We start from the raw sequence: 18122 nt of genomic DNA, 5'->3' as shown, positions 1-18122 counted from the left end.
ATCTGCCATAAAACAGCAACCGTTCATTTCCAAAACCATTTCTATCATATCAATTCATATTTTAAACCCTTATCTTTACCAAAAAAAATCAGCATGCAAGAGCCATTTGATATTGAAATAGGACCCATAAATTATTCGGTTTTTCCGGAAGGAAATGATCAGTACACCATTTTTAAAGATGGTAAAGAGTATATTCAGATACAAAAAGATACCTCTTCCATTTGGTTAAAAATGGATTATAAAACGGAACTTCCAATTTTCGAAGAGGATGAAGAAGTAAATGCAATTGGGCAGGCGATTGAAAAATATGTGCCTGAAGAAGAGGATGAGGAAGAAGAGGAGTTATAAAAAAAAATCCCGATTTATAATCGGGATTTTTTCTAGGTCTTTATTATCTGGTACAATTCGCTGTCCAGGTGCCATTGGAGTTTGATACGCCAATTTTTAAAGTACTTGCATCGATTGTAATACCGATTAAACCGGTACCCACACTAACGTATGTGTTTCCACTTTCCTGAAATTTAACACCAGTAATATCAGGAATGTTGTTTCCGAAAAAGAAACTGTAAGTATCATTAACCTTCGTTACGGTTACTTTCCCATCAGTGCTATTTATTTGGGTGGAACCTTGACTGTAAGAAACTGTTCCTCTGTAGGTGCCAACAAATAAATCACGATCTGCAGGATCTGTATCTTTTTTACACGATACCATTACTGTTAATGCTATTAAAAGCATGCTGAAAATTTGGACTGTCTTTTTCATGTTATGTTTTTCATTAGGAATTTGCGGAGGTAGCCAACAAATTCGGTTAGTTAAAATGTAACAGCCAGATTACAATGGTTGTGCCAAAACAAAAAATATAAGGAAGAAATGAACAATGAAGACTTTTGAAAAAATAAATTTTAGACTTCAACTAATTGAAGTATAGCTATTTAATGTATTTTTTTGAGTTTCAAAGTACTTACATACTTTAGGCGCTTTGACAATAATCCTAAAATTCAATGATCTGTATAGTTAACGCTCCAACTATGTTACTCTTTGGTATAATTAGATTCACCATTTATATCCACAGGTTCGCCTAAGTACTTAGGTTTTCTATGTCGTAAAACATCTAAAGTAGACTTGGAAATCGAAAATTTTTCTCTCAAAGCATAATATTTATAACCCTGATAAATACCTGCATCAGCAATAAAACCATAAGATTTTACACCCAAAGCATTACCCAAATACACACATCTGTTTAAATGATAGGCTTGCGAAACCAATATAGCGGTATCCACCTTAAAGATATGTTTAGCCCGGTACATTGTAGAATAACTATCAAAGCCTGCATAATCAATATAAATCTTAGTGGTGTCAACACCATGCTCAAAACAATATAGTTTCATCACCGTCAGCTCATCGTATTCATCTCGCCCGTTATCGCCTGATAGTAAGATTTTATTAGCTTTCTTGCTTTTATACAAAGATATGCCGGCATCAAGCCTGTCTTTCAGATATTTACTGGGTTTGTTGTTGTGTATACCAGCGCCAAAAATGATGGCTACTTTCGTGTTAGGAATGTTGTTTATGCTAGAATAAATTGCGGCTTCGGTTCTCGATTTAACGGAGTAATTAGTCGCCCAAACGAATACAATGATGGCAATGGAGATAAAGACAGCATACTTAATCAGTTTTGTGAAGGGTATTAATTTCATTATCATCTGATCATTAGAAATGCTGCGGCAAACACCATTATTAAACAAATAAAAAGCATTGTCAAAGCCGCATTTTTAAATTTGCTGAGCTGCTTTCTTCTAAAATTTTGGTATTCACGAAAGATTATTCCGCTATATAAAATGGAAAAACCAAACATTAATCTGATAACCATATCCAGCTCTCCGACAAACGAAAATTGATCATTTTGAATGGTCTTCGGCAAAAAATAATAGGCGCAATAATAAATCAGGATGGAGATTGTTAGGAAAATCAATAACCTGATAAAAAAGTATAAAAGCGCATTACGATTTCCCATAAATCATGAGTGATTCAAATGTTAAGCAGGTGAATCTATTTGTATTCGATTCCGTTAAATTTTAGCCTTAACGTTTTATTGCTTACGGTTTCTTTTTCTATGCAATCATCGTTAACAGCTGTATTTATGGTTTTTATGATTTTATCTTTTATAATTAAATCGTTGAAATTTTTGGTTTTACGTTTTGTGTCGACAATAATTGTTGAACTCACCTGTTCAAATTCGCCCACACACTTCATATCCCATTCGCCTCCGAAAGTTTCGGTGGTATAATTACTCAATATCTTTTTTAGCGTCTGTTTGCTTTTTACAAATAACGATAAATCTGTATGGTGGTTTGGGTTTGGCTGACTACTTCCCTGATAACTCACGTTTATTCCAAAAGCACGTGTTTCGCTGTTCAAATTAAAGAGTCCTGTATTTATCGTAATGCTGCTGAGCCTACTTGCATCAGATGTCCAGGCATTTTCTTCGTAGTATTTGTAAAGTATTTTACAATTTGTATTATCAGCAATGATAATGTAGGCATCTAATTCTAAGTAATAATTTCCATAGCCATCTGGTTCATTTTTTCGATATTTCGGTATAACCATTACCGTTTGCGATTTCATGTTAGGCAAAACCTTTTCTACATACAACTCTTCGTTAACATCACCTTGTTTGAGTTTTAACTGCGCAAATATATTTTTTGCCAGCACGCTGTTTTCGATGTTTCTCTCCTGAGAAAAACTGTAGCTGCAGCTAATGCTGAGTAAAAAGATTAGCGAAAATATTCTCATCGTATAGGATCTCATTTTTTTAACTTATACTATTTTTCAAAGCCAATTTCTGCAGGAAAAACATCTGTTTAGATATTTTTTTCATCCTTCAAATTAAATTTAAATAAGATTTTTCTGAATTTTTGTTCCGATTAGCATTCGCCGGAGTTCATTTATTATTCGCCAAGAAACTGGTGTTTTTAGTTAATCAAGAGATGCGTTCATTTGGGCTTACCGGAATGTTTAAAGTAACTTTCGTACCCCCGCTGGCCTCCTTACTTTGGGTAATTCCTGCTGTTTGATTTCGCTCTTTGCCCAGTAACTGTAATCTTTCCTTACTAATAATTCCTGATAGTGACTGATGATGCTGCGGTTTCTTCTCGCTGATGGCTTTACCACTGTCGATAATGGTTACGGTGAGCATTTTACCATGAAGTGTAAAATTCACTTCGATAAAACTTTGCTTATCATTTAGGTTGATTCCATGGAGAATTGAATTTTCTACGAAAGGCTGTATTAACATCGGAGGCAGCATCACCATGTCCAAATCATCGGCAAACGGCGCATCGATACTGAATCTGAAGATGTTGTTGTAGCGCATTTGCTGTAAACTTAAATAGTTTTCTAACGTTTCAATCTCTTGCGGCAAGGGCACCAGCTTTTCCCGGCTCAGCTCCAGGCTGCTTCTTAACAACCGGCTAAACTGATTCAGATATTTAATGGCTTCATCTTTTTCATCTAAACGGATAAAACTTTGTAAGGCCGAAAGGGTGTTAAAGATAAAATGCGGTTCCATCTGGGTACGCAACAACTGTTGTTGCAGCTGAACATTTTCTTTCTCTTGTTTTAACTTCCGTTGCTTGTAGATGCTATAAAAGAGGAATATCACAATCAGCAGAATCAAAATGATGAGTGCGGTAATAACCAAAGTTAATTTGTTGCGCTCTAATTTCAAGGTATTCAATTTAATATCCTCATTTAAACGCTCTATCGAATTATCTTTAGCCTGAATTTGATACAAAGCGCCCATTTCAGCCACAGCTTGTGTATTTTCTATCTCATAATTTTCTTTTTGTAAATCATTAACATCCATGGCAGCTTTTAATGCCTTATCCTTTTCGCCAATAGCGGCATAGTAATTTGAACGTGCTTCACCGCCTCTAATTAAATCTTCATACTCTAGAAGTTTTCCGCTTTTAAGCAGGAGTTCATCGGCTTTATTTAAAAATATCTTTGCCTGGGTATAATTTTTTTGTTTGATATAGTTGGCTAAAATGTTGGTATAGGTGGTGTAAAGGTTGCTGGCTACAGTTGTTTGATCAGGCATATTTTCATACAACTCTTCATCTATTTCCGCATTAAGTAAGGAATATTTTAAAACAGAATCGACTTGATTAAGGTGATCAAAATAGAGCAGTTTGCTATCATGTAAATACCGGGGGTTAAAGTCTTGCGGATAAGTGGCATGAAGTTTTTCGAGCTTTCGGATGTAAAACGAAACATCATCTTTTCGCATGCTTGCAGTGTAGATCAACGATATAAGTTGTGTGAGTACACGCTGCTGGTTAACTGCATTTGGCGGCAATTGTGGCATTAATTTTAATGCAGCCAAGTTCATTTTATAAGCGAGGCTAAACTGCTGTAAACTTTTGTTGCTTTGTGCTGCTGATAGCAACATAATTACCTTGGCCGCAGGTTTCAGGTTAACCGATGAATCTGAAAGCACAATGATTGCTGCTTTGTTGTAATAGTAGTTGGCCTGATGTTCCAATGCCTCATCATTGGCTAAATTGCCCATTCCATTATATACGCGGGCTTTAATATCCAGGTAATGTTTGTTCGCATCAACCAGTTCTAGCGCTTGCTGAAGGTAAATTTTTGAAGAATCGGGATTTTTTTTAGCATACATTTTCCCCAAACTATACTTCGTTTTGGCATTCAAGTTCGTGTCTGAGCGTACAAAAGGATCAACGTTGTATTGCTTCCAGGCATTTATTATCGAATCGCTTGATGATGGCGTCGGCTGTTTGTCTGATAAGATTGAAAATGCTTCCTGATATTTTTTTAGCTGATCGGCCTTAGAACCATTATCACGTTTACAAGCATAGGCCAGCAGCAATGAGAGGTATAAAAATAAAATGCGCAATTTCATTAGATGGAGCTTAATCGTTAGAAATACCATACCATTTTCTGAAATGGTAGAATACGTAAAGCTAATATTATAAATTAAAAATAATTGAAGCCAAATTTTAATTTTATCCTGACTTGCATTTGCTAGAAACTGCATAATGGAATACCTAACCTATTTTTTTCGATGAATTAAAAATTGTTTTCGTTAACGTATTCTGTTGAAGGTTAAGGTGTAGATATCATTGGCAAGTATGGTTTTAAGAACTTTTTCCGGAGAGGAATAAATATTCAAATCATTCTCTTGAAAAACGAAATTTGATTTTCCGGAAATTTCAGTGATGCTAAGCTGTTCTTTTTCGCTTAATCCGAAGAAAAAAACCGATTTAAAACCTTTTGGATACATATAAGAATTATCCATTGCTTCTCTGTTTTCGGAAGACTGAACATTTTTGATCAGCTTTGCAAATTCTTTCCCCCTGTAATCATCGGCCAAAAGTAAATCATGGTGCTTACTGACGTATGCCCTCGGGAATGTCGGTGAAACAACTGGGCTTGTGACTATTTTACTTAAAATTTTACTTAAGAAAAATCGATCATTTATCTCCGGATCAAATAAAAATACTTTAGAAAATGAAAGGCTTTTATACAAATAGGCTGTTAAACCAGCCATGCCACCACTCCCATCAGCTACAATTCTTACCTCTTCCATGTACTGGCCTTCAGCATCTAAAACCTCTTTTACAGATATCCCTGAAGCATAGTCGGCCATGTTTCCAAATTCTTTTTTTTCTTGTTGAAATAATGTGCTTTCGGTTTCAGGTTTTTTAAAAGTGCTATTCCCGAAACCGATTCGATCTATCGCGATGATATGGAATTTTTGATTAAGGGTTTTGTTTTTAAAATAATCAATGAAATATCCTGCATTTTTATCACTGTTATGTAGCACTACCAGATAGGGTTTTTTCTTTCCAAATTCATCACCTTTTACACTGTAATTTTTTTTATTACTGATGTACTTTATGCTATAGCCTCTAATATTTACCGAGTCATAAAGCGGCGCATCTATTTTCAAAGCCGCAAATTCTTTATTTATTTCTTCCTGGGTATAAACCTTTGTAAAAAAATGAAATTTGCACCAAATAAAAACGTAACATACCATTACGCTAGCAATAGTAAAATATAATACTCTTTTCCTTTTCACTTGGAGTTGTAAATAAAAATCTTGTTCAAATCAGTAAGCAGAACTTACCCTATAAATGGAACAATAGTGTTAAAAGGCTGATTAGTTATACTACCGTAAAGTGATAATAAAAACAAAAGTCCAATAACTAATAAGAAGAGTGGTTTGTATCTAAATTCTGTGCCTTTTTTTACAGTATGCCTGTAATAGAAATAAGTTGCCGCTAAATAAATTGTGGTGAAGGCCAACATCATGTAAGTAACTGTCATGGTTTTATTTTTTAGGTTTATAATTTCTGTGCTTGCGCCACAGCTTTAATTAATAAAACTAATTAATAGAATATTCAAATTTTGACCAGTTTTATAAGCGTAGCCTTTAGGTTTCTATTCGCCAGCTTTTAAATGTTATTCGCATTTCAGCTCCCTACAAAGATTTATAAAAATCAGTTTCCATTACCTCTTTTGCAAAACTGCTTTTGGTTTTAGTAAAAACGCTGATGAAGAAAACCATTTTCCCATTAAATACAAAAGTGTATGTACCATCGTCGCGTAAGTGGTCTAAGCTATCAAATGATGCGTCGATTTGCTTTTTCAAGTTCTTTTTATCGATTTTATATTTCTGGATATAGGTATTTAGTAATTCTGTGGCAGAGCCGATGCTACCATTTCCGTTTAACAGCGGAATTAAATAACCAATCATTTCATCGGTTTTACCTTGCTTTTCGTAAACCTTGCTTAAATCGTACGCAATTCGGTTTGCATCTTTCTGAATGTTGCTACCGCCGGCAGAATACACCCGGAAATCCAATATCGACCTTAAGAAGAATTTTTCTGCCAACTTGTGATCGCCATTGCCAAAATTGATATCCGCGAGTGCATGTGCCGAGGTATGTTTAAGGTTTAAAACTTCATCGCTTTTGTATTTCCAAAATTTCTCGTCAATTTTTAAATCCAAGAAATAATCGAGTTCTGTGGTAAACTTGCGGATATATGTTCGGTCGAGCTTTTGGCGCATGTTCTGGGCATATTCCATCAATTTTTTATCGCTTTTATAAGGCTCTTCGCGTAACAAGTAATATAACGCAGTACGGATATCATCTATCCTCACATCGTGATAAAGTGGAAAAACTTCTCTCAATTTACTTTCCTCTGCCCATTTTACCCTCCTGTTTTTCTCCATTTGGATGAGTAGGTAATCATCACTTGGAATTACCTTCGTATCAAATTTGTAAAAGATAAATTCATCGCTCGTTTTACTAATGCCAAGCGCATAAATTAAGTGGTTTTGTATGGTAAAATAGGTTGTATAGTTTTGGTCTTTAAGCATTATATCAGCACCATTTTCCAATTTTGTTTCATTGGTAAAAGCATGGTATTTAAACTCCCTAAAGTATTCATCTTTGGCAAGCGCAGAAGGATTTTTGGTATAAGCCGACAAATAGGCCAACTGTTTTGCAGTCAGTTCCGGTTTATCTAAATCTACCACGCCAACGGCCGATAATCTTGTTTTAATATCGAAAGTGTATTTTGCTGGCAACAGTTTAGCAGTGTTATTTTTCGGGTTAATAACGATACCAAATCCTACATAATCTTTTATTAAATCGCTTAGCGTGATTTGGGTAGTTTCTTTATTATCGGCGATAAAACTTTTAATTAAATCTGCGTATTTGCTTGTTTTGGCTATTTTTAATGCCTGGCTTTCGATTTTTTTAAAATCGACACCATCGGTATTTTGCGCAAAGCTGATTTGAGTTGCGAAGAGTAAAAAGTAGAGTAGTTTTTTCATTGTAGGTTGTGTAGGTTTTTCTTAATAACCTCAGCTCGATAATTATTTAGCTGATTTACAGTGTCATAGTCTATTATTATCTAACTGACCCTGAAGTAAATTCAGGATGAAGAGATATTAAGCAAAATTGTTGAAGATGCTTTTTTTGGTCATATCACTTTTTTAGTTCTGGTGCCCATGCACTAATTTCTGTTGAGCTAGTGCAAGGACAATTTTGAATGGCCGTTTTTTGTTGCGCAAAGCTGATTTGCGTGACAAAGAATAAAAGATAGAGTAGGTTTTCCATACTATTAATTTCTTGCTGGTGGCGGAACTTTCATTTCTGCCGGTTTCAAATGTCTCTCGGTTAAGTTTTCTAAAGCAATTCCTTTCATATCATCGCTTATTAATTTTAAGCTCCATTTATCGGTAATGTATTTTTTCGTTATGCAATAAGCACCCATATAATCGTAGAAATTCCCTTTCACAATCAGCGTGTCATTCACTAATTTATAATCACCTTCTAAAATAATTTTGCCATCTTTTGTGCCATATTTTACAATCTCTAAATGGCTAAATTTGAGTTTGTCGTTCGTAATTTTATATACCTGCAAAGTATCACCTTTTTGCTGTCTGCGTATTTCATCAGGTTTTTGATAACCCAAGTACACATTAAATTTTGTCTTTTTTATCGTAAAATCTGCCAAACGTTTATCGGTTTTTAAAATGTCTGATGTGCCGGCAGTTCTTACAGCCACGGGTGGTTTTCCTTTTTGTGCAAATGTGTTTATGCTAATAAAGGCAATGATTATAGTGAGGATTTTTTTCATCATTTTATTTTATTGAAAAGCATTTTTTGTGTTAATATCTATGTCAGTCTGAGCTTCCCGAAGTTCCAGGGCAAGTAGTTCTACAGTCGAATAGTAAATTTTTTGTCTTTCGACAGGCTCAGGATGACAATATTTGTTAATCATTTTTATCTATTTTTTGAAAAGCAAGGTTCTGTGTTAATCGGTTCCGAAAGCCCCGCCATCCGCTTTACTACAGGGTAAACACATACGTTTACCCCTACGTGTCCGCTTCTGTCGGGTTTAGATAACAAAACTTGTACTACTATGTAGGTTTGGGTTAAGCATAATCTCAATATAATATCACCCTTTCAGGGTTTAGTTATTATTTATTAATTTGTTTCTAGTATAATTTCACCACTTTGTGGTTGTTTGTAAGTCTGTATAGCTTGCTACGGTAAAATCTGAGACTGATAAAAATTTGGTTTTTAATATAATTTCGCCACTTCGTGGTTGTTTTTAAGTCCGAAGGACTGATAATATTATAGAAAATTTATAAAATCGTTATTTTAACCGCGAAGCGGTGACATTTTTTCTTAACTCGAACTCACGTTAATTAAATAATCGAATATAAGTTACTATGTAGGTTTGCGCCTTTGCAATTTAATAGCAGTACTAGCCTGACTTGCAAATCACTTCGCTTTCTTTTTATAATATTTAAATAGCGCTTCGGTTAAATCCCATTCCTGCTCATCGGGGTTGCCAATTGCGATGCCCTCTTCAACACCTCTCGAAAATTCTTTTATTACTTTTTCATTCTCATCATATTCAGTAACTAAATATTGTTGTTTCCCTTTTACGCCAATTTCCTTTTTGCTCAATTTTCCATTTATATACACAAAATGGTTGTCGCCAATCCATTGCTCCTTATAGGTAACTTTTCCATCGGCACCATAGTGTTCAATTAAACCGGGTTTTTGGAATTTGGTGAGTTGCCCTTTGTTGTTATAATGTTCGAGCACTTTTTTTTCGAAGTCTTTTTTAATTACCGAAACACCTAACCTGGTCGTAATTTTAGAAACAGGTTTACGGTTTCGAAAAAGGGTAACCACTTCTTTATCGCCATTATTTGGGCCTTTCGTGGTTGTTTTAATGGTAATTAAATAATCGTTTCCTTCTTTAACTACAGAGGGCGTAAAGCTTGTTGAGCCTAAAAGATTGCCTTTTTTATATACAATTTCTGAAGTTAAAACGCCATGGTCATAAGTTAATTTACTTTCTTTTGAGGGCGATTTGCTGTAATCTTCGGCATAATGATATTCATAATCTCCATGGAGCAAACTGTCTTGGTCAATGGTAAAAACTAAACTTTCAAAAGCTGGAGCCACACTGCTTGCCCGATATTTTCCTGGCGCTAATTTTTCTCTTTTTTTAGTGCGCATGTAGGCTAGGCCATCAGTTTTCGCAATGCGATTATCCAAATCTCCAATTGCAATACTTGTATAATTGCCTTCTGGTTCTGGTGGTAGCGGTGGCGGTAAATTGGTTACGTAATTTTCGGTAACTGCTGTTGCTAGATCTTTTCTTCTATCTTGAACTAATTTTGCACCAAGTTTTTGCTGAAAGTATTTTGTAAAATTGTCTAATCTTTCGCCAAGATTAGTTGACGGTGGTCCGTAAATAATAATCAGATAATTTTTAATGGTTAGTAAAATAACACTAGCACTTAGTCTAGATGTTTTTGGTAAAATTTCGTCCATTTCAGTAACCGATTTAAATTTTGCTACCTCAAAACCAAAACACATTTTCTCGCTTACCAAATCCTTGTAAATTTCAAAATATACGGATTGTACATTTTGGAGTTTTCCACTCATTAATAATCCTTTGGTTTTCAAGGGATCGGTTATCAAACCAGGATTTTTCTTAATTCCAAAATTAGCTTTCGCATCTTGAGGAATTTCTGCAAGCTCCATCCCCTTTAAAAGCGTAGTGTCTACTTTAAAACTCTCTGGAAATTTAAGTTCTTGCGCCTGCACTTTTATCGCCAGAAGGACGACAACTAAAAAAGTAAATATCTTGAATAATCGTTTTTTCATAAAGTTTGTGTAGGTTATTTGATTATGTTAAATCTTCTTTGCTGAAATATCCATCCAGTTTTCGGTGGTTCATTATAAAAGCCAACGTGGTGCAAATAAAAATTGTAACCCAAATGCAAATAGCACGGGTAAACTCCAATTCTATCATATAAAACAAGCAAATCAGCGGGACACTTAGGAGAAATACGCTGAAACAAATTCCGCCTAAATGCGTGAGCAATAAATGGGTAAAGCCTTTAAAATTACTTCCAATAGCACATAAGACGATGCCTAAAATAGGCATCCCAAAAATGGCGAAGTAAGGGAAAACTTCGTTTTCTTTTACGTGAATTTTAAGCGGTGCAAAGAGGAAATAATTTACGCCAACGTACATCAAAATAAGGTAAGGCAATAAGTCTTTTAGAACTTTAAATGCTTTACGGGTTTTAGTTTCTACTTCTGGTGTGCTGATTGCCAATGATTTATTGCCATTTTCCCTTAACTCAAACTCCTGAAGGTCGTTTTTTACCGCATAGCCCAAGACGCTAACTAAATCGCCGTTTTTTAGTGTTCTTTCGGTATAGCGGATATCATCAACGGCATATTTAACGCTATGTAAAGTATCGGTTTTGGCAGGCAGAAACGTCAAATTTAATTGGGAAACCATCACTTTGATTTTGCCCGTATCATTGCTCAGGTAAAAATCCTGGAATTCTTCTTTTTTAAAGGTTTTGTGCACATACTCTGAGCCTGTATCGCTATCGTAAGTAATGTCGCCTTCTTCATAAGTGTAGGCGATACATTGCTGTTTAAAATGTGGTGTTTCGAAGGTTTTTGGGGCACTCACTGTTCCCTCGATTTTAACTAAACCTTCGCTAAGCGCATAAATTGGGGTAGATTTTTTCTTGATAAGTGTTCGCTGTGTTCTGGTAACGAAATAAACAATAACCGCTAAAATTACAGGCACAACCGGAACTATAAATCGGTTGGAAACAACTAACATGAAAGTCGAAATTGCGATAGCGAAGATCGCCAAAATTAATATGTTAGAGAAGCAATTTTTCAAGTGATACGCTATTAGGTGAACAAATCATTTTAAGTATTAGCGAGTAAACCTACTACCATTGCCCCTAGAAAAGCCACGAAGGAAAGTATGAGCAGGTTTGTTCTTCCTAGTTTATTCTGCTTTGCCACAAGCAGACTTATGGCCTCAACGATCAAATACAAAATCCAGGCACTAATAAAATAAGCACTAAAATAAAGCGCCCCGAGCATGCCGTTTCTCCCTTCAGTAATATAACACAGCAAGTATATCAAGCCGATAGAAACAGCCAATACAAACAATCTGATGAGGACATGTTTGTTAACGTCAACTTTCAGTTTCGCTTTTATAATGGTAAATCTTATTAAAAAGATAAATAAAATTAGTGTAAAAGGTATTAGCATGTTGCTTGGTTTATCTATTTACATCTCTATAATACCAGCCAGGCAAAATATCATCGCCACCTTTATAAAAAATTACCGATTGCAGGTTATCCTCAGGATATAACCTATAAAAAGTGGAGGTATAATAGTGACTTCTGGTTAAATCGCTTACGAGCAATCGTGGCTTTTTAACATCGGTATAATAAGCAAACTCGTAGTTTAGCAATTCATTAATCCTAATTTCTGTTTCGTCTTCATTTCGCTCTGGTAGCAAATAAGTGATGTTAGCATTGTATCCGTCAACTACTTCAATTTTTGTGGTTGCTATGTTATAAGCATCTTTAATAACTACGTTATAACTAATTTTATACTGCAATAAAAGGCTATCGTTCACAAATGATTTTTTCAATATCAATTGTTTCTGGTCATTGTAAACTAAGCTATCGCTGATGATGAATTTTAAATTGTTTATGTTTTTATATCTGATAAACTTAATTTTTTGCCCTTTTACGTATAATGATTTTTCAGAGGGTTCGTTTGCTTCGGAAGCGGAATATTTGATTTGCCAACCATTAAGGTGGTTTTTACTATACGTAGAAGTTTTTTCAATTCGCCCATGATCATAATCAGTTTCTAAGCCTTCCTGCAAACCGTTTTTGAAAATACTTCGTCGCCTAATGGAGCCATCTTCATTGTAATAAAGCCATTCGCCTTCACGTAAATTATTTTGGTAAGCACCCTTTTCTGCCAGTTTTTTATTTCTAAAAACCTTGAATTCGCCGTTTTTTAAACCATCTAAAAAAGTTTCGTAATTGGTTTGATAACGGTTAAACTTGATGGCATAACTCCCGTTCAATGGTTCTTTAGTTTTTTTAAAGCAAGTTTTTTTGTTGAAGTAAACCGTTTCTTCTAAATCAATTTTTACATAATCGCCTTGCGCAAAACAGCAGTTTAGGCCGATAAAAAATAAAAGAAACGCAGTTAGTGTTTTCATTTGGGTTATTTTTTAGCTCTCCTATTCTTTTCTGCAGTTTTATGGCTTTCAACAATGTCCTCTAATTGGGTTTGATAAGAAAAATAACTTTCCTCACTGAACTGTTCCAGGTAAATTTTGCTGAATTTCATCCTCGTTTTAATGGTTGGAATTTTAACCAGTTCGCCTTTTTCGTTATTTGCCAAATGGTCGAAATAATGCCAGTTGCCAATATAATCGCCGGTTAATAAGTTTGCGCTCGCTTCGCCACTGCCATCGTTAGCGGCGTTGCCAAAAGCGTATTCAGTAATCCCGATTAGGCGGATGCGTTTCTCGGCTTTTTCGTACCTGAACTGACAGGCATAGCCAGCCCGCATCCAGTTGATTGTCAGTTCAAATCCGTTTCTGGTCGATTTGATGTAGGTATCGTCGCTTGACATTTCGATTGTCTTGCTTCTTAATTTTTTAAAGTTTTGCGTCGATAGCCTGCAAACAATTTGCAATGCCTTTTGGTCGATGTAAACGGTGTCTTTTTTACCATCAAAGTCGATGTCTTTTACTAATTTATCTTGAGCGAAGGCAAAAGTGCTGATGCCAAGTATCGTAATAAGGGCGAGTATCTTTTTCATGTATTTTAATATTTAGCTGTTTTTATTAGATTACCTGTTTCATCATAATATTTCCACTCGTTGATGCAGTTTCCATTTTTATAGTGGCCAACTGCTTGGAGCTTACCATTTTTGTGGTAATATTTCCATTCACCGGTCTCAAAATTTTCTTTATATATGCCGATATTCATTACAGTTCCATCCTCATAATATCTTATCCATTCGCCCTCCTGATTACCGTTTATAAAATGGCCGAAACTTTCTAATGCACCTTGCGGGTAATATTCAAACCATTTGCCAATTTGCTTTCCATCTTGGTAATTGCCCTTATTTTGCAGTTGCCCGTTTTGATGATAACGTTTCAGTTTGCCTTCTCGTTTTCCGTTTTTGTACCGAACGACATCTTTTATCAAGGCATTTTTATCTTCGTAATAAAACCGCCATTTGCCTTTTGCTTTTCCATTTTTAAATTTTCCCGTTTTCCAAAAATTTCCGTTGTTGTAAAAGGCAGTCCACCGGCCACTTTCCTTTCCGTTGCGAACATTACCATATTCATATATCAATCCATTTTCGTGGTAAACGATTACGTCGCCTGATAAGGTTCCATTTTTAAAACTTCCAATTCGCCACAGCTTCCCATTTTTATGATAATATTTCCATTGGCCTGTTTCCTTTCCGTTTGTATTAAGTTGCCCAACTTCTTTTACGATACCGTTATCATAAAATAGTTTATGTTCTTTTTGTGCTTTGGCGAAAACACAAGTAAAAAGCATTGCAATTATTAAAATAACTTTCTTCATAGGTTATCGTTTATAAACCAATCATCATTCTAAAACCCCAATCTCATAGTGATTTACGCTACGCCTTAACCTTAATTCGCTACTATAAGTAATGCAATAAATGTTATCCCCAACTTTTAACAATAGCGGTGCTTTTTGTTCATCGAAATTTATCTTGGTTTTGCCCACTTTTCCATTTACGGTAAATTCATAATAAATCAAGGGCACAGCATCGTAGGTGTAATTAACCCCATTGTTTAATCCGCCAGATAAATGCCCATCAGAACCAATTGTAATGCGGTCTAATTCCCTTACAAATGTGCTATCAAACGGCTTATAGTCTTCCGAGATTAACTTATTACTAAAACTCCAAGTCTTGGCTATCAGGCTATCATTTGCTAAATCATCATCGTTTTCATCAATTTTCGAGAAAGTTAGATGTGGTGCTTTTGCATTAAAAACCCTCCTACCAACCGTCAAATTCTGGCCATCGTTGTAAACTGGCAAATCTTCATTATAGGTAGCGGTCCAAGTTAATTTTTCGATTTTGTTGTTCCTCAACCTGGTTAGTGTTATAAAATTCTTCGCTGGAAATTCCATCCCAGGTTTTATCGCTTTGCGATAGCCGGTTATCAGGAATAGCGAACTATCCGCAATTGCGTAAAAGAAATAATCTTTTGTGTGGATTACTAAATTATGCCCATTTACTTTGGCAGACTTATAATCTTCATACGAGACTGTGGCAACATCAAGTTTTTTGTAGGTTAAAGCATTATTAGCAAAGCGTGGAAATTCTGGAATTTCGGGATGTTTATCTTTTTCTCGTTGAATATTGTCTCCACATGATGAAAGTCCTGTCAAGAAAAGCAATCCAAAAACCAGACTGATATTTGTATTTCCCTTCAACTTATTTTTTGCCCAAAAGGATAAATAACAAATACCAAGCAACGCGATGAAAACCCAAATAATGAAGGATAATGCCTGGCCTAAATTGCTGAATTCCCAAAGCAATTCTTGCCAGTTTTTAACCAATCGATTTATAAAAATCTCGAAACTATAGGCGCCATTTTGCGCTGTTTTTACATAAAACCTAAAATAATGCGCAACGATATCCACAGCAAAAACCTTTACAATCAGAAATGCAAAAAAGGAACCTAACGTAATGACTATAGCGTTGCCTTTAATTTTATTAAACATTAGCAAAGCTGATAATGGAATATAAGCCAATAAAATGCTAAAATCTGCGTAGCCATCGTAAATGGTAAAGTTTGCCAATCGGGTGTTTAAAATGAATTGATTTACGATTAAGCTAGAAAAAAGGCCAACGAAAATGTGTATCGCAAAGCAGATTATAAGTACAATAGCAAATTTTAGTAGTGCCTTTTTCATCATTATAAACGCTCTTATTTTTTATACTTCTGCAAAAACGCTTTAAAATCCATAGCCTCTCTTTTGTCCTTTAAACAGAATTTCAGCTTACCGTTTTTGTCGAACTCTTCGCTGATATTGCAGAAGATAAACGGTGTAACTTCTTTGCCTTTTTCGTCTATAATTCCGTACCAATAATTGCTCCCATCCGCAGTTCTAATTCCTGCCATAAAATAATTGTTGACACCATAGAAGGGATTGATAAATTCGTATTTAAACGGCGTTAGCAAGTTGAGGTTTTTATCAACCAGAGCTTTTTTCTTGCTCACATCTTCTGCCTCAAACAACGTTGGATATTTAATATCAGAAGCGATAAACTCATCTACCAGATGAATTTTTTGAATACCTTTATTCGGAATTTTTTTGAAGTTTAAATCGTACAGTTCATCCAAATTGTGGGTTTTGCTGGCAATGATAAATTGCCCGTGTTTTTCGAAACGATAATATTCAAATGGCAAAATGGTTTTTTCTCTATTCAGCACTAAGCCGGATTTTTCTTCGCTACCCACCGTTTTCTCAAAAACATCGTAACCCGGTTTTAAAGTCTGCACAAACGTTACAAATTGCGGTAGCGGAACCATCTTTTTAGTGCTCACATTTAGCCAATACAACTTTTCATCACCTGTAAAATATTCGTTCGAAAGCTGTCGTAATTCATCAAATTTGGGCTCAATAATGATTTCGCCATCTCGATTTGATACACCAAATTTTCTATCGGTTTTGTGGCTATAAAAAACGATGTTCGGTTTATCTTCGTTAAAAAATTTGGGGTCTAGGTAATGGTTGCCATATTTTACCATGGCTTTATTTTGCAAGGAAACAGATTTTGTGGCTACAAAAACATCAATGCTTTTAATATCATCCGGAAATTCTACCATTACAAATTGCGTTTGTACACCAATTACCTTTTTTCCTGCGTTGGCAATTTCATTGTACAAACCCACATCGCCTAACGCTTCAACTTTTGCTTTATCTTTCGAAAGTTTGTTAAGGTAAGCATCAAATTCAGCCATGTTCTCTTTCGCGTCAACCTGGTTCTGCCGGATCTGATCTAATTTTTCCTTCGCACTTTTCTCATCATCTTCCTTTAAAACCTCCGAAAAAATTGCAAGCAGTTCATTTAAACTTTCGCTTATATTTTTATCAATCCCCAACATTGGTGTAGCGCTTAACGCACTCGTATTCATCCTTAAATTCTGGTTATTAAAGGCTTGATAACCGATAATTTCGGCATATAAATTAATCGGGATTTTGAGCTGGGCGGTGTTTCCTCCTAAGCTTTCAACTTCAACCGAAAACGCTTTATAAGTTTCTGTTTTAGTAGATTTATCGATAGAAAAATGCTCAAAACTGGTTGGAAATTTTAAACTGATTTCCGCCTGAATACTATCAATACGTTTCAGACCGATATCGGCTTTTGCTATTTTTTTGCCTCTAAAAAAGTAAGCTTTTTCGTTGATTGCCACATTGTCTTTAAAAGGCTTAAACAAACTGTCCTTTTTCTCCAAAACATGGTTGTCGTCGGTTAAGCTAAACCTACTTTCGTACTTAAATAAACTCTGTCCATAAAGGTTAAAACGTTCCTCATTGGCATTGTCGCTAAAATTTTGTTCAAAGAGCAATTTTTCGCAATAGTCGTTAAAAAGCATTTTGATTGTAGTTTCATCGTTGTTAATCTCAAATTCTGTCGCCGATTGATCAACCTTGCTTTTCTCTCCCGAAGAAAAATGTGAGGTTAATTGCAGGCTAAAGGTTGCCGTTTTTATCAGCTTGTTTAATAACGTCGTATCCTTTCTTAGCTGGTTTTTCAGCTCCTCGTATTTCATTGCTTTCAAAGAGGCAATGTATTTTTTTGCTTCAGCTGTTTGAGGCGTTTGTGTTTGGCCACAAGCATATAAAAACGTACAGACAAGCAATAAAATTAAGATCTGTTTAAGTCTCATGTTAATAATTAAAGTCCATTTTTTGAAGCGCAATTGCAGTGTCGTTATTCAATGTTACTCCCGCTTTCCGCTTCTCCCGATGAAACCTGTGAAACAAGCAAGCTTACCTTTTTTAAAACGATAGACAATGCTTAAATCGGGATCCGCTTCAATCGGGGCTATTTAACCTAAGGCGGTGCAAATAAACCCCTCAAAAGCATTACTTACTTTGTATCAAAAACCCGATTGTAGTGTATCCCGATTTTTCATCGGGAGC

General features: G+C 35.3%; 16 protein-coding genes. 1 reads left to right on the top strand and 15 read right to left on the bottom strand.

Features of this window, described 5'->3' with window-relative positions; genetic code table 11:
• The first annotated feature begins 93 nt into the window (after nt 1-93).
• Nucleotides 94-348, top strand: a complete 255-nt coding sequence (locus tag R2Q70_RS09765; protein WP_316807424.1) for a hypothetical protein — start codon at nt 94-96, stop codon at nt 346-348.
• A gap of 43 nt (nt 349-391) precedes the next feature.
• Here the strand turns inward: R2Q70_RS09765 and R2Q70_RS09760 are convergent, their stop codons facing one another.
• The 15 genes from R2Q70_RS09760 to R2Q70_RS09690 all read right to left on the bottom strand — a co-directional run bounded on the left by R2Q70_RS09760 (nt 392) and on the right by R2Q70_RS09690 (nt 17866).
• A complete protein-coding gene (locus tag R2Q70_RS09760; RefSeq protein WP_316807423.1) occupies nt 392-763 on the bottom strand; it encodes a hypothetical protein in 372 nt (123 codons plus the stop codon).
• Nucleotides 764-1032: 269 nt separating this feature from the next.
• Nucleotides 1033-1698 (bottom strand): vancomycin high temperature exclusion protein, encoded by a 666-nt coding sequence (locus tag R2Q70_RS09755; RefSeq protein WP_316807422.1) that lies wholly within the window; start codon nt 1696-1698, stop codon nt 1033-1035.
• 352 nt (nt 1699-2050) lie between these two features.
• The gene (locus tag R2Q70_RS09750) at nt 2051-2809 is read right to left on the bottom strand and encodes a hypothetical protein (RefSeq protein ID WP_316807421.1); all 759 of its coding nucleotides are present in this window, start codon (nt 2807-2809) and stop codon (nt 2051-2053) included.
• Nucleotides 2810-2981: 172 nt separating this feature from the next.
• A complete protein-coding gene (locus R2Q70_RS09745) occupies nt 2982-4925 on the bottom strand; it encodes a sensor histidine kinase (RefSeq protein WP_316807420.1) in 1944 nt (647 codons plus the stop codon).
• Between the two features lie 183 nt (nt 4926-5108).
• The gene (locus tag R2Q70_RS09740) at nt 5109-6104 is read right to left on the bottom strand and encodes a hypothetical protein (RefSeq protein WP_316807419.1); all 996 of its coding nucleotides are present in this window, start codon (nt 6102-6104) and stop codon (nt 5109-5111) included.
• A gap of 402 nt (nt 6105-6506) precedes the next feature.
• On the bottom strand, nt 6507-7868 hold the full coding sequence (locus R2Q70_RS09735; RefSeq protein ID WP_316807418.1) for a hypothetical protein: 1362 nt from the start codon (nt 7866-7868) through the stop codon (nt 6507-6509).
• A 290-nt stretch (nt 7869-8158) separates the two neighbouring features.
• Nucleotides 8159-8680 (bottom strand): hypothetical protein, encoded by a 522-nt coding sequence (locus R2Q70_RS09730; protein WP_316807417.1) that lies wholly within the window; start codon nt 8678-8680, stop codon nt 8159-8161.
• 647 nt (nt 8681-9327) lie between these two features.
• Nucleotides 9328-10731 (bottom strand): hypothetical protein, encoded by a 1404-nt coding sequence (locus R2Q70_RS09725; RefSeq protein WP_316807416.1) that lies wholly within the window; start codon nt 10729-10731, stop codon nt 9328-9330.
• 22 nt (nt 10732-10753) lie between these two features.
• Nucleotides 10754-11713 (bottom strand): hypothetical protein, encoded by a 960-nt coding sequence (locus R2Q70_RS09720; protein ID WP_316807415.1) that lies wholly within the window; start codon nt 11711-11713, stop codon nt 10754-10756.
• Nucleotides 11714-11805: 92 nt separating this feature from the next.
• Nucleotides 11806-12156: a hypothetical protein gene (locus R2Q70_RS09715; protein WP_316807414.1), complete on the bottom strand. Its 351-nt coding sequence runs from the start codon at nt 12154-12156 to the stop codon at nt 11806-11808.
• A gap of 10 nt (nt 12157-12166) precedes the next feature.
• Nucleotides 12167-13129 (bottom strand): hypothetical protein, encoded by a 963-nt coding sequence (locus tag R2Q70_RS09710; RefSeq protein WP_316807413.1) that lies wholly within the window; start codon nt 13127-13129, stop codon nt 12167-12169.
• Nucleotides 13130-13134: 5 nt separating this feature from the next.
• Nucleotides 13135-13737 (bottom strand): hypothetical protein, encoded by a 603-nt coding sequence (locus R2Q70_RS09705; protein WP_316807412.1) that lies wholly within the window; start codon nt 13735-13737, stop codon nt 13135-13137.
• 5 nt (nt 13738-13742) lie between these two features.
• Nucleotides 13743-14516, bottom strand: a complete 774-nt coding sequence (locus tag R2Q70_RS09700; RefSeq protein WP_316807411.1) for a toxin-antitoxin system YwqK family antitoxin — start codon at nt 14514-14516, stop codon at nt 13743-13745.
• A gap of 24 nt (nt 14517-14540) precedes the next feature.
• The gene (locus tag R2Q70_RS09695) at nt 14541-15770 is read right to left on the bottom strand and encodes a hypothetical protein (protein WP_316807410.1); all 1230 of its coding nucleotides are present in this window, start codon (nt 15768-15770) and stop codon (nt 14541-14543) included.
• 128 nt (nt 15771-15898) lie between these two features.
• The gene (locus R2Q70_RS09690) at nt 15899-17866 is read right to left on the bottom strand and encodes a WG repeat-containing protein (protein ID WP_316807409.1); all 1968 of its coding nucleotides are present in this window, start codon (nt 17864-17866) and stop codon (nt 15899-15901) included.
• Nucleotides 17867-18122 lie beyond the last annotated feature (256 nt).

Source organism: Pedobacter agri, assembly GCF_032678665.1.
Classification (GTDB): domain Bacteria; phylum Bacteroidota; class Bacteroidia; order Sphingobacteriales; family Sphingobacteriaceae; genus Pedobacter; species Pedobacter agri_A.
The sequence above is the reverse complement of the archived record's forward strand: the minus strand, read 5'-3'. Positions and strand labels throughout refer to the sequence as shown.